We start from the raw sequence: 20,784 nt of genomic DNA, 5'->3' as shown, positions 1-20,784 counted from the left end.
GAGAGGTAACAAGGGACCAGACTGAACGTCCGTCACGTTCCTGTCAAGAAATTTTTTGGTTAAATAATGTACATATCTTTTCACACTGGGAAAAATATCTTTTCGAACCGCATTGCATGTACCCGCGTCTTTCCGGCAAGGCGCCCAATGTGGCATCGTGCCTGATACTTCTCCTTCTACTTGCAGCCTAGGGCGATCCTGCTTTTCCGGCAGATTTTTTCGCCGGTGTACGGTTCTCGGCTTGACGCCTCTGGGCGTTTGCGAACTGCGAAGCCTTCATGGCTTCCATTCTATGGTCTACCCAGGAAATGACCATACGAGTGCATTAGCGAGGCAGGCCACGTCTGGCTTGCCGAAATTGCTGTTGTCGCGATGTTCGGTCGACCTCAAGAGGAGACCACACTGTTAAAACGAAGTCAGTCGTTCCCTGCTCGAATCTCTGGCTGCCGGTGGCTCCACGGTCTGGCGTGCTCCAGATCACGTGCGATCTGGACTAGTGTGGCCTCGTCGCCAAAGCGGCCGACGATCTGAAGGCCGATCGGTAGCCCGCTGGTGCTTTGTGCCAAAGGCAACGATACCGACGGATGTCCAGTAACATTAAATACGCCTAGGTACTGATAGAGCGCCGCATCCGCTTGCATAAATTCCTCTGCGGACAGAATCGGGTTGGTCGTACTGTAGATGGCACTATGCGGCAGGGCCACGGTTGGCATTGTAGGCGTCAGCAAAATGTCAAAGGCTTGGGTCCCCTCGCCCACGCCAAGCCGCATTCTACGCATGGCCTCATGGACGTACTTTGGATCGGATACTTGTGAATTCCGGTAATGTTCGTAGAGCTTGAGGTTGACCGGTTCCAAGGTATCTTCGTTGATGGCCCGTCCCGTTGCTCGTGCAGCCTCCTCAAGTGAACTTCCGCCGAGGCTTGACAGGCCGAGCAGTATTTCAACGTACTCGAAAGAGTTATACGGCGGCTCGAAGTCTGTCACCATGTGCCCCAGGTCCTCAAGAAGTGTGGCCGTCGATTCGACTGCCCGCAGGACTTCTGGATCCAGGTTGACCGCGCCCCGTTCTAGCGACCCCGACCCGCAAAGTGCCGGTGGGCTGTGATAGTTCCTCTACATACGCGCGGTTCGGCTGCATGATGATAAATGGATCGCCGGTCAGGACGCCGGGATGCGAATCGAGCCACCTCCGTCGGTGCCATGTGCAATCGGTGTAATACCAGCAGCCACTGCCGCTGCGGCTCTCCTGACGAGCCTCCCGCCGACCGCGTTAAATCCCATGGATTGCGCGTTAAGCCATTGAGGACGCTTTCCGTGAAACCGGATGTGCCAAGCTCAGGTGTTGTTGTCCTTCCCAGAGTTCGAAGCCCGGCCTCCTGGGAGCGACGAAAATAATAGCTGTCGGTATCGGGACGAGAGCCTTTGAACAGGCGGCTGCCTTTTTCCTGGAGGCGGCCAGCTTCGGTGGCGCTAATATCCTTTCGAAGGAAAGGCACACCGTCAAATAGCCCTGCGCGCGCGCCTGCAACAGTTTCAGCATCTTCGTAGAATTCAATGACGGCATTGATGCGCGGATTGACCTCATCGTGGGCCTGGCGCGCCAACCGTGCCAATTCCACAGGTCTCACTTTGCTGGCGCTCACGAGAGAGGCCAAGCCGGAGGCGTCGTACTCTACGTATTCACCTACCCTCATTTCCAATTGTCCTTTCTCGTTTGCCTCGTGCAGTGGGAATTGGCACAAAAGCGCGAATATAAATTATGCCGAGCAAGAAGCACACCGAGCGCTACCGTGTTAGGAATGAACCGGCGAAAGCACATGGACCGCTACAGGTTCCCATAGTTCGGCGTCCGGCATGGCTTCAGGAAACTGCCGGCAGGATGGTTTTTTGATACCCATTCACTGAAGGCTTTCCACAGGCCAGATGCATTTCTCCGCGTCCGCAATCCATGACAATCGAAAACGCCGTCTCGGTTGGTTCGTTCGCCGACGCCGTCTTGCAGACAGCATTGGGTGCTCCCGTTTCGTCGCAGAGCACTCGCTTCACACCCTCCACACTCAGCTCCTCACGCTCAAGCGCGCCTCGGAGCGCTTGAAGTCGTGCAGCCGACGAGGGATAGGTGCCGTGTAGGGCATCCTGATTTTCCTCGCCACGCGTTGCGGGTAGCAACGAATTGTTGGTGTGAAGATACGCATCTGCCGGCGCCAGAAAATTTGCACCGCTCTTCGCGGACACCTCTGCGGCACCGATTTGTCCAGTCCCATCACCGATTAGGTAAGAACGACCACCCATGTGCGGCAGGGCCGCAAGCATATCAGCAGCGGATTTGACGTCGGGCGTTGCCAGTAGGATCCGCCGTACCACTTGGCTTGGGATGCCGTCCTTGTATCCATCAAACAAGAGGTCGTTGTTAACCAACGCGAAGCCATGCCGATTCATTCCAACCCAGCCAAGGCCCCCAAATGAAGCGACAACGGCGAATTGGAAGGCATTCTGCGAGATGTGCACAAACAGACCAAGTTCGGAATGTTTCTCAAGGGGCGCATCCCAGTTCTGGGCAACAACTGCCCCCGTTTCCGTCTTCAGTGCGATTGCGCTGCATCCAGAGTCGCTGTTTCGCTTGAAGAGTTCGAACCCACTGCGCAGGACAAGGTCGTGTATCGACTGACCGGCGCCCTCAGCGATACCTGAGATCTCCTCAGCTGTGTCGGGCGATGCCGCCCGAATTCTCTCAAAGGCGGCGGCGGCGCGTCGGCGTGCGGCGGACCGCTCGGTTCCCGGTACAGTGCCAAGGTCCCGCGCAAGAACACTGGCGATTTCATTTTGGAAAAGGGTCCCATGGGCGACACCTCGCTCATAAGGAGAGCCGACCAAAACCACTACCGGCATCTGCATCTCAGAACCTCCGCGACTCGCTGGAAGACGCGCAGCCGCATTAGCTGTCCCGCAAACGAGATCTATCGTCCATCCTATTTTCTAGGTCATGCCATCATGCCGGACCATTTGCAAGGCTGATTTTTCACGGTAGGATAAATCTCATTTTTTATAGGTTATCTACTTTTCACAACAAGGGAAATCGGTTCGGATTCGACCCAAGCCGCCGCAACGGGTGTCCCCAATGGGCGTTCAATCGAGGCGGTGGTCCAGTGGCGCGTCGAAGATGATTTCGATGATGATCGCCTAGCCTTCGCGACTGGCCGGTCATTGCCTGAGGCAATGACTGGTGAGATCCTTGTAGCGGTCCCAGTACTTTCGGATGAGCCATCCGACGGCTCGGTAACCGGCATGCCGAGCAGGTCGCGGCAGTGGGCGAGCTTTTGCGCGCGATAGTGATTGCCGAGAAAGTCGTAGTAGCAGATAGGATGGAAGCCTCGGGCAGGACGTGCAACAAGAAGCGGCGAATGAACTCGTCGCCCGCAACGGCCAACCTTTTCCCGACTGCCGTGCCGATAGTCCTTCCAGCGAAATTCCCTTTGCCGTCCTCGATGGCGACGAGGCGATCGTTGGAAAAATGGCGACGGGGTGGGTATAATGACAGACGTAATCGAGGACCTGTTCGGGTCCAGCGAATGGCGGCTTGGCATAGATGACCCACTCGGCCTTTCGTAGCGGCGCCAAATATCCAGGAAGAAGCAGGGCTTACAGGCGACCCATTAATCACTGTCGGCAGAAGGGCCGCACCGCGCTCGCTCAAGGGCTGCAAGTCAGAGAAGAACTTCAACTGGCCAGCGTCGAAGGCTTTCTCCAGATGTTGCAGGAACAAGCGGCGGAACAAGCTGCCGGTCCGGGTGCTCTTGCGTGGATGAGAAGCAGGTTTTGGCCCTAGGTGAGCAACACGGCGAAGAAGCCGATCTCTTCACCCAGATGCTTGGGATCGGCAGAAACGGTGCGCAGGGTCTCGGCGGCGGCACGGAAGAGCAGGGCGTAGACAAGCGCCTTGTTTTAGTAGGCGGTGGCGCAATGTCGCCGGGCAGCATGAAGACGACGTGAAAGTATTGCGTGTCGAGGAGCTCGGTGCGACGATCCTCCAGCCATTGCGCGCGGGCGAGCGACTGGCACTTTCGGGCAATGGCGATCGCAGGACCGTGCCGGGCGCGTCGAATAGACTTTGCGCCTTTCGTTTCTTCTACGGCGTGAGGCTGGGTCGAACTGATCTGCCTGAGCGCCCGCTTGGCTCGATTGCCCCGAAAAAACCGTGTCCATCGCTCGCCTCTTTACTGTATCGGGAGCGGACTGTGCCTGTCGCGATTGGACGCTTTGCCAAGGACCCTCACAGATGGAGAGGAAGAATTCAGATACTGTCTAGCGCAACCGGCACCGAGGCGCGTCAGCACCTCCTGTGGATTAACGCCAGCGGCCGCTGCAAGGTCATCGACAGTGAAGTCTTGATTCAGCAATTCCACAAAGATACCTGGACCGCAAATCGCCTCAGGAACGTCTGTTATGTCTATCGTTATGCTCTCCATGGATATTCTTCCAATTAGAGGAGCCGAATATCCAGCAAACCGAACCGATATCTTATTCGCGCAGGTCCATGGAAGACCATGCTTGTAACCGATCCCGGCGATCGCTATGCGGCTCATTCGGGCCGTACGAAATGTAGCGCCATATCCAACAGCCTCCCGCCTCGCTACATTGCGCACATCGAGTATTTTGGCTCGGAGGCTTGCAACGGGCTGCAGCGGATTTGGTTGAACGCCAGCATTGTTGAGCCCGTACAGTGCTGAACCCACCCGTACCATGTCGAAATGATAGGACTTTCCTAGCCAAATGCCGGCGGAGGCAGCCAGACTGCCGAGGGTAGGGTTAAGCATATCGTAGATTGCCCGAAAGCGGTTCCTTTGCAAAACATTAGTCGGGTCTGCAACTCGTTCGCTGCATGCCAGGTGGCTAAGTACAACCGAAGGGGGGTTCTTTTCGAAGGTCCCCAAAAGATACGCGCGGCGCACGTCAACAAAAGCGAGCCCAAGCCGGGATAACCCCGTTTCCACGTTGAGAAAGTATTTCTGCGCCTCCCCTGCAGCGCCAATCGCGTCCAATTCAGTGCGGTTATTCACAACTGGTATGAGGCCATTGTATCGATAGCATCCGCCGAACCTCGCAAATTCATCAAAAAAAACCGCAACAGCCGCGCCTATGCGGGACGACCTTAGAAGCAGTGCTTCGTGCAGATTGGCGACAAAAAGCAGGTCGCAGCCGGCATCAATGAGCGCTCTTGCAACCTCTACGAGACCCAGCCCGTAGGCGTCACATTTGACGACAGCGGCCGCCCTTACGTGCGGCCCAATGAGGTCCGAGATGGTCTGGAAGTTCGCCTGAATCGCCCCCAGATTGATTTCGAATACAACATCGACAGGCCGTACCAAAGACACCATCTTCTGCTCTCCCATCGTGCCGGGTCCCGCTTTCTCGCCGGTCGCGACGCGGCATTTAACCGTCATACCGAGTAAGCTGAGACCTGCTCGGTGCCATGTCGTCAGCAGAACAAGCGTATGGTCGCAGTTGTAACAGATATAAGGCAGAAGCGCGGCAATAACTATTCCCTAATATTACAAGATCATAAAGTTTTTTGTTATTTCGTTTACAGATTTGTAATAGCCAATAGCCTAAGTTTTATAGTTAGCTCCCTTGTCTTTTCGACAATTACTGTTGTATGTTGCGATATCACGAACTCCCATTGGTACCTTATTCCACAATCATCTCGGAGTCATTCGATGCAAGACCGCGTAAATATCCTGATTATTGGCCACGGCGTGCTTGGTGGGGCAGTCCTTGATTTTCTCAGTCAGAGCGGCAGACCCTACAATCTCTATGTCGGAGCAAAGGATGTACAGCGGGCCTCACTTAGGGCGAATCTGGCTGAGCACACAGCCTTAAACCTCGGCCATCACCCGAGCATTGAGGTGGTGCCCATGGATCTCATGAATATAGAGTTTACAGCAGAACAGCTTGCAGTTCTCCGTCCTGATATCATTTTCAATGCAACGACATTGCATTCATGGTGGGTGATAACCCAATTGCCGCCCGATGCTTATCGGCAGATCGATCGAGCACGCGGCGGCGTATGGACGCCGATGCATCTCGTTCTCGTGCGACGCCTGATGAGAGCTGTGCGAGAGGCCGGACTTGAGAGCGTGGTCGTGAATGCATCCTACCCTGACGTGACAAATGCCGCCCTTGCAGCCGAGGGGCTCTCGCCAACGATTGGCATCGGTAACGTCGCGAATGCCGTACCTGGCATCAGGTTGGCGGCCGCGCATCTTTTAGGTTGCGAACTGAAAGCGATCCACGTGCAGTTCTTTGCCCAACACTACGTCAGTTATCGTATGCCGCGAACCGGTTCCATGGACGGAGCGCCCTACTATTTGGCCATATATCGGGAGGGCCAGAGAATTGGGCCTGAGGACGTGGCTCACGATGTGATCTTCGCGAACGTTGCCGGGCGTTTTCGGCGGGTGGGAGGCCTCGAGGGACAATCGGTGACTGCATCCTCGGCGACAGCTGTCCTTCGTGCGTTGGCTGATGGGGTAGAATGCGTCGTTCATGCGCCGGGTCCATTGGGTCTCGTAGGAGGCTATCCCGTTAGGGTAGCTCCAGCAGGCATTTCGATCGATTTGCCTGAAGGCCTGTCATTAGACGATGCGGTGGAGATCAACAGGGGGTGTCAGAAATACGACGGTATTGAGGCCGTCGAATGCGATGGGACGGTGCGCTTTACGCCGGAGTCTGCAGAAGTTATGCGCGAGTTGCTCGGCTACGATTGTGAAGCAATGGCGCCGGACGAGTGCGAAGATCGTGCGGAGGAATTGGCAGCAAAATATGGTGAATATCGTCGTCGCTTCCAGTAGCCTGGCGCCCTTCGCGCCGTCTGCCGACAAAGGCACACCGGCGGCCGCAGTGGCAAAGCTAACCCGGAATGTACGAATGACCGCCATCGCATGGTAGGATCGGGCAGCCGCCGAGCGACGGTTGCGATTGGCCGACGGGCTTGCGGCTGCGTTCACGATCCGCGTCACCGGCAGCGGCTTAGCTCCGCCATGGCCGAGATCCTGCGCGCCCGCATCTTTGCGATCGAGCGCGGCTTAGGAGGAGGCAAACGATCTCGACCGGCTGCGCGCCAATCCGGCCTTTGGTCGCCTGCGGACGGTTGCCCGCACCGGGCTGGACCTTTGTCCGCAGCCGATACGCTCGCGGCGGGAGAGCGTGCCAACCTGAAGACCGTCATCCTTCGGCGATGCACTGTACCTTTGGCTGTCGAGCTATGCCGCCCCGCCCAAGACGGGATGCTCGACACGCTCGATGTCGTTCTCGGCCACCAGCAGCTGTCGCTCTGCCACGCCATTATGACGAGCGATGCTTCCTGCCGATCCATTTCTAACGCCGCCACCGGCCGCACGGTCGCTACTGCGGCCCGGCTGAGGCTGACAGGCAGGGAGATCGGCGATCGTCTGCCCTTTCGTGCGACGCATCCAAGCCCCGGCCGACCACAGTGGGTGGCGATGCCATTAAGGCCGGCGCAAGCCAAGGCATGGTGCGAGGACGACGGCATCGATCACATCTTCGGACCGTCCGTGCCTGCCTGATCGCTAGAGGCCAGACCCCGGCGACCTCGGAATGGAAGTAGTCGATTCGTCACCGGCTTGGGTTTGTGCCGTAGCGTTCGCTCAATTCCTTGATCGAAGCTTCGATCGCTGTCGCAGCTCGGACCGCGTGAGTGGTCGTGGCGCACCCGTGAAGTAGTTGTCCCATAGAGAGTCCTTGTCGATGGCTGTATTAACGCTACCACCACACAGCGGGACTTCTCTATTCGCGTGTCGGGGTCAAGCGCCTTCTAGCCTTGCTCAGCCATGACTTTTGATGTCTTTCGCGGGGCCTTGCTTCTCTTCGGAATCGGCGCGCGCGGCTCTCTCGGCAAATTCGGCCATTGGCTCGAAGGCTTACGGATTTCCCTGCGCCTTTTTTGCTCGGATGAACAGCGATCTAAAAGCCGAGCGCTGTTTAGCCATTCTCGAGTCAAGCGGTTCGCCAACCGCTCCAGGGTATATCCGTTCGTGGATCTGGCGCGCCAAGGAAACGGCGCTTTCGTAGTCGCTATCCAAGTGGACCCGCAACACTGAAGAACCGAGTTCGGTCACCACGGTTCTTGATCCAATGACCGACTGAGTGCTCGTCAGTGCGACAAGCCGCAGCGCGAAATCAATGTCGCTTACAATGCATATACCGGCCCGGCAGTTGCCCTCCAGACAGATCGTGCTGATGTCGTATTGATTGAGAAGCGCGCGGAGGTTATCGCGTTCTGTGATGCTGGCGCACAACAGCATCGCTGCGTCACGAGCCACCGTCACTGAAGGGGCGTTCCCATTGCCTGTTACAATCGTGCCCATGACGGCTCCGTCGTTGGTGAGCGATTTGCAAACGATCGCGACTGCGTGCTTCTCGGCATAATCCACCGCTCTGTGGTGCAGTACTTTTGCGCCATGTCGCGACATTTGTGCAATTGTCCCGTAGCCAATCTCCCGAATAAGTAGTGCTTGTGGTACAAGATAAGGGTCTGCCGTGTAGATGCCGGGAACATCAGAGTAAATTTCGCAAGCTGGCTCTCCCAACATGGATGCAATTACGATAGCTGTCAGATCAGAGCTGTTTCTCCCGAGAAGCGTCAACCTTCCGTACTGATCAACTGCCTGAGCGCCCGCAGCGATGACTACATCATTCTCCTGCAATCCTGCAATAATTGGCTTAGGATCTACACTATCCACTGACGCGCGACCGAAATCTGAATTCGTCCGTATTCCAAGGGAATAGCCGTTCAACGACGTTACAGGAATCCCTAGCCGGCTGACGGCAGCCTCCAGCAGGCAGGCACTGAGCATCTCTCCGGTTGCGAGTGCCGAATCGAGGTTCGAAGGCGATGCTTGGTTGTTGACTTTGAGCATGACGTCTTTCAGCTCATCGGTTATCCCCGACATTGCGCTGACCACGGTAACGATTTTCTTCTCGCCAGCCGCTAGCCGGTCGGCTATGTGCCTAGCAACTCGACCATAGTCGCGAGGATGCGAAAAACTAGAGCCCCCGAATTTCAGAACGGTCGCGTTCATATTCCACCTATCAGGTTGTTGGCAATTGTGAGCTGCGCGATGAGGAGTGCGTTAAGCGTGTCCCGACCTGAAGATTGTCTGTGACCAGCCACATCCCCCCGCAATCCAGTACGGTTCTCGTCCCTTTCAGTAGCTCGTCCATCCCTACCAAGCCCCCGAGGCGGCCTGACGGGTGGTCAAAATGGATGTGATGAGCATCAAATGCAGTTGCCGCAGCGGCCTCAGAACTCGGACCTTGGATCGTGGGGCAATTTGGACTTGCCTTGATGCCGGACCGGCGGGCGGACGGCGAGCGCACTCGGATTGTCACGAGGACCGTTCGGTGGCAGGTCCTGGCTTAGGGCGTTGCTTTCTCCCGTCGAGATCATTCAGGCTCCCGACCGCGGTGGGGTCGGCGATACCGGCCACAAACTATGCGGGGATGAACTTCTCAAAAACTACCAAGATGGGTAGGTGGGCATAGTTGGTGCGTTCGCGTGCGCTGAAGAACATCCCGTATGCCATGCTGTATGTCCGGAGCACGTAATGCGCGAGTTCGCTGCGGTTCTAAGCTTTTTGATTTCATGGACTGGCAGTGCGCTTTCGCGGGCCATCGGCAGATGCAATCCCGGTGAGCCCACGCAGATGATGACCGTGAGGAATCGTTTTTCGACTAAATGCTAGAGCACGTCCTGTGATGGATGAATCGATTTTGATGTGATGGCTGCGTTTTGTGCTGATTCAACATCCACCTCGATGGAGGTGGACGATGGGAAGAGCATTGAGCGGTGATCTTCGGTCGCGGGTCTTGAAGGCTTCGGACGAGGGCATGTCGGCGCGGCAAGCGGCGGCGCGGTTCGGCGTGGGAGTGTCCAGCGCGATCCGCTGGATTGCGCGGGCGAAGATCGGCGAACTGGCGCCCCGCCCGCAGGGCCGCCGCCGCGCCTCCAGCCTCGATGCGCATGAAGCCTTCATCGTCGGGCTGATCGAGGAGCGCAAGGACATCTCGCTAAACGAGATGGTGGAGCGGCTCGTCGCCGAGCAGCCGGTGCGGATCAGCCGCAGCGCCTTGAGCGCCTGGCTTCGCGGCCACGGCTGGACATTCAAAGAAGTCCGCGCACGCACTGGAGCAGGATCGCCCCGACATTCTGAAGCGGCGCCGGGACTGGTTCGACGGCCAGCTCGACCTCGATCCGGCGAAGCTCGTGTTCATCGACGAGACCGGCCTCTCCACAATGATGGCCCGCATACGTGGAAGAGCGCCGCGCGGCGAGCGCTGCCGGGCCGGCGTGCCGCATGACGACTGGAAGACCACGACCTTCACCGGAGCGCTACGGCTGACGGGCATGACTGCGCCCTTCGTCTACGACGGCGGCATGAACGGCAACGTGTTCCTGGCCTATGTCGAGCAGGTGCTGGTCCCGACTTGTCGGAGGGCGACGTACTCGTCATGGACAACCTGCCCGCCCATAAGGCCGCCGGCGTGCGCGACGCGATTGAGGCCGCAGGCGCGAGCCTGCTCTACCTGCCGCCTTACAGTCCCGACTTCAATCCGATTGAGAACGCCTTCGCCAAACTCAAGGCGCTGCTGCGAGGCCGAGAGAACCGTCAACGCTTTGTGGACGCCTTCGGCGCGGTCGTCGACCTCTTCACCCCAGCCGAATGTGCCAACTACTTCAAGCCGCAGGATATGAACCGGATTAAACAGGACGTGCTCTCTAGCGCTCCGGACAACAGCAGAGGCCGAGCCGATCTGGCAACGCCCACCCCCGACCGATCGCGACAAACGAGACCTTCGGCGCCTCAGTTCCTGTGCGCGGACACGCTCAGATTCAGACGCACACCAGTGCATAGAACCACTGGGCAAGGTGGGCCTTCGATCCAAATCTTGCCTAGCCAGAAGTTCGCGAGGTCTCGACGCCTGACCAGCAGCTCAAAATCCCTTGCGTATAGATCAGCTCCGTTGCAACAGACGCTTCAAATAAATTCACACAACCTTTGTGCCAACGGATGACTGACAATGGTACCTTCGCGGAAAAGTCGGAGCTCAGTGACGAAGACTGACACCTATTTACGGTCTGTACCAACGCAAAGCGGGTAACGTGGGAGTCAACAGCCAATGGGAAGAAAAAGAGCGCTCATCCTGATTGAAGGCGCAGGTAGTATGCTGCAATTCGTGCAAGCAGCCAAGCGTCTTTGCCTTCATCCAATTGCCCTGTCGGTTGATCCGGCTCGATACGACCACCTTGCGGCGGAAGGAATTGAGGCAATCCGTGTCGATACAGGCAATCTCGATGCGCTGATTCGCGAATGTTCCCTGCTACGGGCGACCTATGATATTGCTGGCATCACCAGCGCCCAAGAGTCGTTCTATGCGACAGTTGGCAAGCTCTGCCGGCATTTCGATCTGGCGGGACCGAACCCTACATCGATTGAACGATGCTGCGACAAATTCACTCAACGCCAGCTCCTTGAAGAGGCCGGCGTTCCAAACCCTGCTTATCGCCTGGCAACGAATGCGACGGACGTAGAAAACTCTGCGGCCGAGATCGGCCTGCCAGTGATTCTTAAGCCAGCCGTAGGCGTCGGCAGTAGCGGTGTCCGATTGTGCCGCACCGTCCAGGAGTTGGCCGACCATACGACCTATCTGCTGGGCGAAAAACACCTATGGAGGTCTTCGCCGCGGATACTCGTCGAAAAATTCGCACAAGGCCCTTACTACTGGGCTGATATAATGGGAGATAAGGTCATTGGAGTTGGCACAGCTGACTTCGGCCCCCCGCCGCATTTCGTTTTTCGTGAATTCACCCTCCCCGCCCTGCTGACCCATGACGAGCATCAGCGTATCACCGATGTTTCGCTGAGCTGTTTGGGAGCTCTCGGCCTTGGCTGGGGCCCAACCTGCATTGAATTACGGTGGACGAAGCTTGGCCCAGTCGTCATTGAAGTGAATCCGCGTCTTGGTGGCGAACCCGGTCCTCAACTGGTTCAACTGGCCTACGGTCTCGATCTTGTCACCGAGCACATCAAGCTCGTTATCGGCGACGAATGGGATTTGCGTAAAAAGCATTCGCAGATCGCGGCCGGGCGGAACTTGGTTCCTGATCGCGATGGTATCCTGGATTGGGTCCGTGGCCACAATCGGGCGGCTACTCTAACGGGTGTCGCAGAGGTGAAATTTTTTGTTGAACCCGAGACGCCGATCCTGAGAAAGGGCGACTACCGAGACAAGATTGGACATGTCATCGCGGCTTCACCCAGCCGTGCTGAGACCGAGGCGATTCTGCAGCGTGCGGTCGACTTAATCAACTGGTCGATCACACCATTTCCGAGCGTTGGCGAATAGATACAATCTGCGGCCGCTGATCCTCAACGCCGAACTGACGACCGCTTCACCGATACTGCTGGCATGGACCTCATGTGGCAGGAAATCGCAGTTGCCGGGGGCTGGGCCGAGAGCCACCTGTGAGTCTTCACATCCGTTGTAGCGCGGCACAATTTCATTTAAAGAAAAACCATTTTTGCTGATTTACATGTGATTTGCCTCCTTCCCAAGAATTCCTGATTTCACCTCACCGGAACCTGCCTCGAAATAACAAGGCAGCCTTCTTCCTCGACCGGGATTGTTGATGAATCGGAAGGACCATGCCAAACTGTCTGCCATCCAAGATGGGAAAGGTGAAACTTTGAGCCTCGAGACCGCACACGACGATTTGAGGCTGGGGCCGACGTCGGAAGACAACATTGGCCAAGTGGTGGGCCAGCGAATTCGTGAGGCACGAAAGGCTGCGGGGCTAAGCCTCGAGGCGATGGCTCAGAGGGTTGGCATTTCCGTACCGCAACTCTCGAAATTGGAGAACGGCAAGAGCACAGCAAGCATCCGCTCGGTGGCCAAGATCGCGGTAGAACTGCAACGGCCGCCGAATTACTTTTTGCTGAGCGACTCGGAAATGGCCCGCTCCCTCGGCACTCTCGTGCCGTCATGGGACCCGGAAGGTCGTGCAATCGAGAAATTTGCGGAATTGGTCGGAACCAAAACCGATTCCCGGGTGACTATGGTGGTCTTTCCGGCCGCGCAACTCGGGTCGGCTGCTACCCAAGTTCAAGCGCTAACAAACGGCGCAATCGATTTGTTTGCCGAAAGCTTAAGCTTTTTTGAGGGGTTCTCTGACCCATTGCGACTGGCATCTCTCCCCTTCTGCTTTACCAGCGAGGCTCACTATGAGAGGTTCCAGGCGAGCCCGCTCTTCCACGTCGAGGTGAGGAACGCCCTCCGTGCCAACTCTGTTGAGGTATTGAATCCGACCTTGAAGTGGCGCCGGGGGCCCTCCGTAGTGCTAATCTCGAAAAAGCTGATCACATCGCCGGATGAGCTGCGGGGCGCGCGTATCCGATGTTCCGAGAACAAGACGATATTCGCTTACCTACAGCGCCTTGGTTGCGAACCAGTCGTCGTTCCTTGGGCACAAGTCGAGGATGCCTTCGAGGCCGGCCATATTGACTCGATGATCACAAATCTCAGCCACGTCGTAAGCATGCATTTCACGCGCTTCGCGCGCTTCATGACGCAACTTGATTATAGGCCTCTCGATCTATCCTTTGCCATGAACCGACAGCGCTACCAGATGCTCTCGCCCGCTCTCCAGGAGGGCCTGAATGAAGCTGCCGCTGAGGCGGGGCAGTATTGCGTAAATCTGATGAATCAAGCCGCGAATCAACTTCCAAAACTGCTCGACCAGGACCGCGCGGTCCTGGTGAAAGCCGCCGCAGCGCCCTGGCACGCCAGATCGCTGGCGATCTTCGATGATTTGGAACGCGCAGGTTGTTGGCGTAAGGGCTTGCTTGGGGAATTTCGGTCATTGGTGGACGACTAAACACAACAGCGCGCGCTGGGTAAACTCGGCAAGCTGACGGGCAGAACAGCCGCCAGAAAGCGGGGTGGCCGCACGCAGATGCTGCGTGCGCCTCCATCAGTGTCTGAGACTGCCAATTCGGCGCGCGGCCTGCCTACTCATGCGCTCCTGCCAATCATGAGCACCTAAGGCTGGAGCCGTCGACGAATTGGGTTGCAACTCACGGATATCGACTGGAGCGCCGCGACTCTCAAGATCGCAGACCCAAGACCGGCATAGCCTTTTAGCTGCCGCTGCTGCGAGCCGTGGCCAAGGCCCCACAGCCTGATCGGGTGCGGCTGAGAGCGGTTCTTGAAGCGCCATGACTCGTTTCCGGTCTCGACGATTCGGCAATGATGGGTGAGCCGGTAGAGCAGCGCGGTGGTCATCTTGGCATCGCCGAAGACAGTGGGCCATTCGCCGAAGGCAAGATTGGTGGTGATGATCATCGAGGCGTTCGTAAAGCTTCAGGACCAGATGGAAGAGCAACTGCCCGCCCGCCAGTCTGGGCGAGGGGAAGATAGCCGAGTTCATCGAAGACGACGAAGTCGAGCCGGCTAAGATGATCGGCAATGCGGCCCTGCCGGCCGGCACGGTTCTCGGTGTCGAGGCTGTTGACGAGGTCGACGACGTTGAAGAAGCGCCCGCGTGCGCCGTCGCGGATGAGAGAACGGGCAATGGCGATCTCCAGATGCGACTTGCCGGTACCTGTCCCGCCGACCAGGACGACATTGCGCTGATCGGCGACGAAGGCGCCGGCGGCGAGGTCGCGGATCAGGCTCTCGTTGGCAAAATCGAAGTCCTCGATATCCTTGGCCAGCGGAAGCTCGGCGACCGTGAGCTGGTACTTGATGGAGCGGGCCTGCTTCTCCGATATCCCGGCCTGCAACAGATCGCAGACGATCTTCGGCGGTCCGTGCTGCCGCTTAATGGCGACGCCCATGATCTCATCATAGGCCGCGCGCATCCCGAAGAGTTTCAGCGCGCCCATCAGCTCCAGTACTTAGGTGCGTTCCATGGCTGTTCCTCCTCCTGAGGCTGTCCATAGCTGGCGCAGTCGGCGATCGGCTCGTGAGCCAGCTTCAGCGCCTGGGGAATGGAAAGGATCGTGCCCGGCCCCGGATCGCGGCTGCGGGCCAGGATGTTGAGGATCACCGCTGCCGACGAGACGCCGTGCTCGATGGCTCCCTGGCAGGCGGCCTCTACCGCGCTCAATCCGTCGGTCAGCACGCAGGTGAGGATCGACACCATCTGCCGATCCCCGTGATCAATCGCCTTGAGCTTGCGGCGCACCTTCAACATTGACGACCGCAGGACCCAGCCAAGGAACGACGCGCGGTTGCGCAATTGAGGCGAGTTCGTTGAAGCACTCGGAGGGGTCGCTCAATGCAGCCGAGCAGGCCGCGAATCAGATTGTGCCGCTTCATTCTCCTGATCCCATGCTGGGAGGGCTAAAGCCGATCCTGTAGAGAAGCGAGGCCTCGCGAAATCCGGAGAAGCCACAAGCTCGAAAGCGCTTGCCTCAACATGCCGAATAGAGAAGTGCTTCAGAACGACTTCAAGCGGACTTTTTGACACACGACCTAACGCGATGCCCAAAAAGATTTTCAAAGTTTCTTGACAAGAAATTTTCGCCGCTCCACCATTGCATTGTCTTTCAGGCGGGACGCTTTGTTGCCTCCATGGACAAGGCGGCAAATTGTCCGGGTTTGAGACCGTCAGTGGGAGTGAGGGAAATCAGATTAGTGCCAGGCAGCGCGTCAGGGCGTGCCTTTCACCGGGAAACGAGCCGAGGGTCGGCCATGCTCGCGGCTCTGCACCTCTCGGAGCGGGGTATAGTCATCGGGGCGCACCCGGGCGAGCACCGGAATGCGGCGGCCCATTGTTCACAATACGGGGAACTATGATTGCATGAAATTAAGTGAATATGTAGAGTATGATGCCACCGGGTTGGCTTCTCTCGTGAGAGCCGGCGAGGTGACCGCTGTGGAACTGGTACGGCTGGCCCGCGAGGCTTACAAAGAGGTCAATCCTCGCATCAACGCTGTGATCGAATTCTACGAAGATGCTGAGACTGTTGCCGGCGCGGATGCGGGGCACTTCAATGGTGTGCCATTCCTCCGCAAGGATATCGGCGCTACCGAAGCTGGCCGCCTTCAGGAACAAGGGAGTCGTCTGTTCAGAGGCCATCGCCCGGACACCGACAGCTATTATTTTCGTCGCGCGCGAGATGCAGGGCTCCGTACAATCGGGAGAACAACGTGCCCCGAGTTTGGCACCTCAGGAATGAGCGAATCCATTCTCAATGGCATTACTGGCAATCCATGGGATTTGGAACGCGCCGCAGGGGGCTCGTCCTCGGGATCCGCGGCGGCGGTCGCCGCCGGCATCACTCCTATTGCACATGGTAGCGACGGCGGCGGATCAATTCGCATTCCCGCCTCCTGGTGCGGCGTTGTCGGACTGAACCCGTCCCGTGGACTTGTGGAGCCGAGCAACGACGAGTTTGGCTTTAGCCGAAAGTTTGTTCTGTGTCGGACGGTGCGCGATATGGCAGCAGCATTGGATGTCTTTTCCGGGCCTTATCCGGGAGATCCCTTTATCATTTCCCAACGGAGCCGCCCCTATTTGGACGAGCTCTCTCGACCTACCGGCACTCTCCGGGTCGGAGTCGCACGAACGAAATGGGGCGCCGTTGATCTCGATCCGGAAGTCCTTCAAGCAGTCGATACAGCTGCCTCGCTTCTGGAGGAAATGGGCCATATGGTCATGGAGATCGACCCGCCATATGAGCCCGCAGAGAAAACGAGGATATCACTCGAGCGAGGCGATCTCTTTGCAAATTGGCTCGAAGATGCGGCGCGGACCATGGGGAGGACTGTCAACGCGGACACCTTGGAACCGATCAATCTCAAGTATTATGAACGTGGCCGGAACTCCCCAGCTGCTCCTACGGGAAACTTACTTGAGGATATCCGGAAGTTCCGGTTCCGTGTGGGCGAGGCGATCGATAGCTTCGATATTTTGCTGACGCCCACGATGCCCATCTTGCCCCCCCGGCACGGGGGTATCTACTGTACGACGAATCCGACACTTTCCGCAGTGGAATTTAGGGAAGCGGATACTGCGCTTTATCAGTACCTAGGTGTGTTCAATGTCACTGGACATCCATCAGTGTCGCTACCGTTGGCTCACAGCGCTAATGGCTTGCCAATTGGCCTTCAGATCGTTGGCCGTTTCGGTGACGAGGCAACGTTGGTACGTATCTCGCGCGACCTGGAGCGGGCTAGCCCCTGGAGCAGCCGGCGACCGAACGTTCGAGCAGGGGACAACTGACGATCACGCCAGCTTCTCAAGTGAGGTCGTCAGCGGTTCGCGGATGCATCCACACAGCCGACCGAGTGAGGCCTAACATACTCCCTCCAACGGAGGAGTGCTATGGCAAACGCGGCATTCCGTCCGACGACAGAATGATTGGTGCTCTCACGTTGATTGCCGCGCCATGCCTTTGCGCGAAAACGACGCGCATCGGCTCTGCGTCCGTGGGTCTGCAGAAGTCGTTGGCAGGATGTCGCCGGGATGACAACGCTTGCGCACGCAGGCTCCGTCCCGCCCTCTCCGGCCTGCTCTGAAGGAACTGAAAGAAGTTCACGAACAGCCGCACCGCCGGGATGAGTTGTGCCAGAGGCGTCACGCGCCTTAATCTCGCTGACCAGCTTTTCCCGTGCCGCCATGCTGACCTGCCTCCTCTGATTTGGTCCTACCACACAAACACGTGAAGCAAATCAGATGAGGACTCAACGTCCAGAAATCATTCAGGCGAGGCAATGCGCGCGATTGCCGCGCTGCAGCCCCGTTATTCGCGTCCTATTTCCCGACGCGCGGCTCGTGCTATCGCACCAATGTTCGGTGACCATCAGCCCTTGCCAGCGGGCACCTGCACTGGTGCGGAAGTGTGAGAGGCTGGTGATTGTTCCTGTTCGATCGGAAAGGGCACGATTGACCAACCAATTAAGTCGATGGCACGCTGAAGTATCTCCTCAGCCTGAGCGCGGCTGGGTGAAACGGCGATGACATATCCAAGAAAGTCTCGGCGATCACCCTTCCTGACGATGGGCGTATTCGGTTCAACATACAATGTGACCTCGGCAACGCCCGAGATAGTAGCTGCCAGATTGTCGCCGTTGATCCACTCGAGCGTGCCATCGCGATCAGGAAGTAGGTTCTGCCAGGCCGCGAACTGCGAATGCGTTTTGCGCAAATTGCAGCCATCGCCAATGACAAGCTTGATGTGCTCGGCAATGAGATCGACACCGCAAGCCAGCTGAATGTGTTGAGGACCGCCACCGAGACGCGGATTCACTTCAATGACGACTGGACCGAGCCTCGTCCACCGGAGTTCAATGCAAGTTGGCCCCCAGCCAAGGCCGAGAGCTCGCAAACAGCTCAGCGAAACATCGGCAATACGTTTATGCTCGTCGTCGGTAAGTGGGGCTGGAAAGATGCCCTTACGAAAGACGAAATTCGGTGGGCGGTCGAAATCCGCAGCCTCAATCCCAAACACCTCATTTCCCATTATATGAACTATGTAATGTTGACCTTCCGCGAATGCCTCGACCAGTACCCTTGGCGAAGACTGCCATATATGCCCCCCGCCCAGTAGATAGGTCGTATGTTTGGTTAACTCATCGACGCTGCGGCACAATCGGACACCGCTGCTGCCGACGCCCACGGTTGGCTTAAGAACCACCGGCAGGCCAATCTCAGCGGCAGAGATTTCAATATCCGCAGCATTCGTTGCCAAGCGGTAAGCAGGTATCGGTACGCCGGCCTCCGCTAGGAGCTGACGTTGAGTAAACTTGTCGCAGCATCGTTCAATCGATGTAGGATTGGGTCCCGGTAGAGCGAAATGCCGGCAGAGCTTGCCAGCGGTTGCATAGAACGCCTCTTTCGCGCTTGTAATGCCAGCAATGTCACAAGTCGCACGTAGCCGGGAACATTCGCGTATCAGCGCATCTAGATTATTTGTATCGACTCGGATTGCATCGGTGCTCTCGGCTGCAATATAATCGTACTGAGCTGGATCAATCGACAGGACAATTGGATGAAGACCAAGCCGCCGAGACACTTTGACGAACGGCTGACCATTACTGTTATTGCCTTCAAGCATGAGAAACGCTTTTTTTCTTGCCATTGTGCCGACCCTTGTTGGCGTTGTACGGTGGTTTGAGCATTGGCATCATCTTTTTAGCCGTCCGTGACCTCAAACGCTGCAGTGAAGGTAGCATTGTCACCGATCCACGATTGCAAATATTTTATAAATGAGTTTAAGAATCTGTTGCGACGTTTGGTTGCCGAATTTCGCGGGTTCGATATTCAACGGGCGTCGTTTAACCGGTCCGTCTTGCGAGCTTCTACCTGGCTAATATGGTGCGACTAGGTCAATTTCATGGGCGACAGATGCTGCCCACCACAGCCATGTGGACTGTTCTGTGTTCGACCACTGTCGTCAACTAGCGCACGAACCAGCGTATCGAACAGGCCTCGCCTGCCTGACGCCTCTATGGCAACTGGGTCTGATCGACCGGCATAAGCCGTTCATTTCTTCGGCCGCCGGGAACCGGCAAAAGTCACTCGGCGGGGGGCGCTCGGCGTCGAGCGTCTACTCGCACGCTGGCCGACCTCATCGCAGCGGCGAGCGCCAAGTCCGATCTCGATCCAGGGAGGGTTGGAAACTGAAATCGAAGCCCGCGAGCGTTTTGATGGTTGCCAGCCGACCCATCCGCAACGCCGTCTTTATGCGACTGTTCTCGCGCAGGGTCAGCTCTTCGGAAAGGAGAATATCGATCGCTTTGAGTGCCGATAGCTCGCCATGCTCCAGGCGGCGGACAATATGGTCGAGTGCTTCAAGCGCACGTGGCATCTTCAGGCCGACAAAGTCATCGCGAATGCGCTCGATCATTGACGGCACGGAATCCAGCGCGGCGCTCATGGGCGGTTCTCCTGTGCCATAGCTTTGGCTACGGCGTCGTAGAAGGCGAGCGGCCGCTGTGTGACCCGCTCTACGGATCCATGAACAAATGATCTCGTCATTGTGACGCGCGATCGCGATCGCGGCGGTGAGCGAAGGGTTCTGTGTCCTGGTTCGACGCGGCGCTGATGACGCCACAACCCACCGCTTCATTTTCGAGGCCTTCGCGGAAGAGCGCCCTCATCTGCCGCCCTTGCCACTGGCTCCGTTCCGATCCGTTCTGCGGCTTGAGCGCAGGATATGCGGCGGCTCTCTGGGAGCCAACCACCGACGACGCCACTGGCGACGCGACTGTCAATGGATTCAACCTGGACCCGTCCACGGACGCCGATCTCAGATCAGACACAATCCGTCAGCCAGCGACCTCAAGGACGCGACTGTGCGGTCTAATCCAGCGCGGGTTCGGCAAGCACGACGACATTATCCGAGAGCGCTACCCGACTTAACCGTCAGCCGCGGCCACGGCGAACCAGCCCGTTGAAAGCGTAGCTCAGCAAATACCAGGTGGCGAGGAACGCCAGGCATTCCAAGGCGAAGCTACCGAGCTTGTAGAACATCTCAGCGATAACGAACGCGATCATGAACGGCACCAGCTCGCGCTTCGCCATGCCGCTTACCCCGATCGCCTGGCTCAGTGAAAACATGTTTGTGCTCCTTTTTGCTTCCAATAACAATCGGCCCGCCATCATCGTCTGGCCAGTTCTCCCTGGGTCTGCGCCGCATCTCAGCGGCGCATGGGGTTTTTCGGTGATCGAGAAGATCTTAGCCGGCACACCGGACAC

15 protein-coding genes and 5 pseudogenes are annotated in these 20,784 nt (G+C 57.4%); 7 read left to right on the top strand and 13 right to left on the bottom strand.

Annotation, left to right across the window (positions count from 1 at the left end; genetic code table 11):
• Positions 1-416: 416 nt before the first annotated feature.
• The 6 genes and pseudogenes from NKJ80_RS27700 to NKJ80_RS27675 form a co-directional block, all read right to left on the bottom strand.
• On the bottom strand, positions 417-1,037 hold the full coding sequence (locus tag NKJ80_RS27700; protein WP_352498740.1) for an amidase family protein: 621 nt from the start codon (positions 1,035-1,037) through the stop codon (positions 417-419).
• A gap of 123 nt (positions 1,038-1,160) precedes the next feature.
• Positions 1,161-1,283: an amidase family protein gene (locus NKJ80_RS27695; protein ID WP_352498739.1), complete on the bottom strand. Its 123-nt coding sequence runs from the start codon at positions 1,281-1,283 to the stop codon at positions 1,161-1,163.
• 23 nt (positions 1,284-1,306) lie between these two features.
• A pseudogene (locus NKJ80_RS27690) lies at positions 1,307-1,696 on the bottom strand (amidase family protein); the annotation flags it as partial.
• Positions 1,697-1,862: 166 nt separating this feature from the next.
• Positions 1,863-2,897 carry a C45 family autoproteolytic acyltransferase/hydrolase gene (locus NKJ80_RS27685; RefSeq protein WP_352498697.1) on the bottom strand — a complete coding sequence of 345 codons (1,035 nt, stop codon included), beginning with the start codon at positions 2,895-2,897 and terminating at the stop codon, positions 1,863-1,865.
• 166 nt (positions 2,898-3,063) lie between these two features.
• Positions 3,064-3,489: a hypothetical protein gene (locus NKJ80_RS27680; protein WP_502902240.1), complete on the bottom strand. Its 426-nt coding sequence runs from the start codon at positions 3,487-3,489 to the stop codon at positions 3,064-3,066.
• Positions 3,490-3,554: 65 nt separating this feature from the next.
• Positions 3,555-3,620: pseudogene (locus tag NKJ80_RS27675) on the bottom strand (hypothetical protein); the annotation flags it as partial.
• Positions 3,621-3,800: 180 nt separating this feature from the next.
• On the opposite strand from NKJ80_RS27675, the gene NKJ80_RS27670 reads away from it, so the two are divergent.
• Entirely contained in the window at positions 3,801-3,992 is a 192-nt protein-coding gene (locus NKJ80_RS27670) for a hypothetical protein (RefSeq protein WP_352498696.1), read from the top strand.
• A 224-nt stretch (positions 3,993-4,216) separates the two neighbouring features.
• Here the strand turns inward: NKJ80_RS27670 and alr are convergent, their stop codons facing one another.
• Positions 4,217-5,392 (bottom strand): alanine racemase, encoded by a 1,176-nt coding sequence (alr, locus tag NKJ80_RS27665; RefSeq protein ID WP_352498695.1) that lies wholly within the window; start codon positions 5,390-5,392, stop codon positions 4,217-4,219.
• 324 nt (positions 5,393-5,716) lie between these two features.
• Between alr and NKJ80_RS27660 the strand changes: the two genes are divergently transcribed.
• Both NKJ80_RS27660 and NKJ80_RS27655 read left to right on the top strand, forming a co-directional pair.
• Positions 5,717-6,850 (top strand): hypothetical protein, encoded by a 1,134-nt coding sequence (locus NKJ80_RS27660; RefSeq protein WP_352498694.1) that lies wholly within the window; start codon positions 5,717-5,719, stop codon positions 6,848-6,850.
• A 435-nt stretch (positions 6,851-7,285) separates the two neighbouring features.
• Positions 7,286-7,585, top strand: a complete 300-nt coding sequence (locus NKJ80_RS27655; protein WP_352498693.1) for a hypothetical protein — start codon at positions 7,286-7,288, stop codon at positions 7,583-7,585.
• Between the two features lie 354 nt (positions 7,586-7,939).
• Here NKJ80_RS27655 and NKJ80_RS27650 read toward each other — a convergent pair whose 3' ends face one another.
• Entirely contained in the window at positions 7,940-9,100 is a 1,161-nt protein-coding gene (locus tag NKJ80_RS27650; protein ID WP_352498692.1) for an aspartate kinase, read from the bottom strand.
• Positions 9,101-9,848: 748 nt separating this feature from the next.
• On the opposite strand from NKJ80_RS27650, the pseudogene NKJ80_RS27645 reads away from it, so the two are divergent.
• From NKJ80_RS27645 to dctP, 3 genes and pseudogenes are all read left to right on the top strand, one after another.
• Positions 9,849-10,783 (top strand): annotated as a pseudogene (locus tag NKJ80_RS27645) (IS630 family transposase).
• A gap of 415 nt (positions 10,784-11,198) precedes the next feature.
• Complete coding sequence (locus tag NKJ80_RS27640) at positions 11,199-12,425, top strand: ATP-grasp domain-containing protein (RefSeq protein WP_352498691.1); 1,227 nt, start codon at positions 11,199-11,201, stop codon at positions 12,423-12,425.
• Positions 12,426-12,708: 283 nt separating this feature from the next.
• Positions 12,709-13,953 (top strand): TRAP transporter substrate-binding protein DctP, encoded by a 1,245-nt coding sequence (gene dctP, locus NKJ80_RS27635; RefSeq protein ID WP_352498690.1) that lies wholly within the window; start codon positions 12,709-12,711, stop codon positions 13,951-13,953.
• Positions 13,954-14,117: 164 nt separating this feature from the next.
• Here the strand turns inward: dctP and istB are convergent.
• Positions 14,118-14,962, bottom strand: a pseudogene (gene istB, locus NKJ80_RS27630) (IS21-like element helper ATPase IstB).
• Complete coding sequence (locus tag NKJ80_RS27625; RefSeq protein WP_502902236.1) at positions 14,962-15,273, bottom strand: hypothetical protein; 312 nt, start codon at positions 15,271-15,273, stop codon at positions 14,962-14,964. The pseudogene istB and the gene NKJ80_RS27625 overlap by 1 nt, the downstream one beginning before the upstream one ends.
• A gap of 567 nt (positions 15,274-15,840) precedes the next feature.
• On the opposite strand from NKJ80_RS27625, the gene NKJ80_RS27620 reads away from it, so the two are divergent.
• On the top strand, positions 15,841-17,307 hold the full coding sequence (locus NKJ80_RS27620; RefSeq protein ID WP_352498689.1) for an amidase: 1,467 nt from the start codon (positions 15,841-15,843) through the stop codon (positions 17,305-17,307).
• 580 nt (positions 17,308-17,887) lie between these two features.
• Here NKJ80_RS27620 and NKJ80_RS27615 read toward each other — a convergent pair.
• The 3 genes and pseudogenes from NKJ80_RS27615 to NKJ80_RS27605 form a co-directional block, all read right to left on the bottom strand.
• The gene (locus NKJ80_RS27615) at positions 17,888-19,165 is read right to left on the bottom strand and encodes an ATP-grasp domain-containing protein (RefSeq protein ID WP_352498688.1); all 1,278 of its coding nucleotides are present in this window, start codon (positions 19,163-19,165) and stop codon (positions 17,888-17,890) included.
• Between the two features lie 513 nt (positions 19,166-19,678).
• Positions 19,679-19,963 (bottom strand): annotated as a pseudogene (locus NKJ80_RS27610) (ATP-binding protein); the annotation flags it as partial.
• Positions 19,964-20,451: 488 nt separating this feature from the next.
• Complete coding sequence (locus NKJ80_RS27605; RefSeq protein ID WP_352498687.1) at positions 20,452-20,784, bottom strand: hypothetical protein; 333 nt, start codon at positions 20,782-20,784, stop codon at positions 20,452-20,454.

Source organism: Mesorhizobium sp. M0030 (assembly GCF_040323695.1).
GTDB lineage: Bacteria > Pseudomonadota > Alphaproteobacteria > Rhizobiales > Rhizobiaceae > Mesorhizobium.
This window is presented reverse-complemented; position numbering and strand designations above follow the sequence as displayed.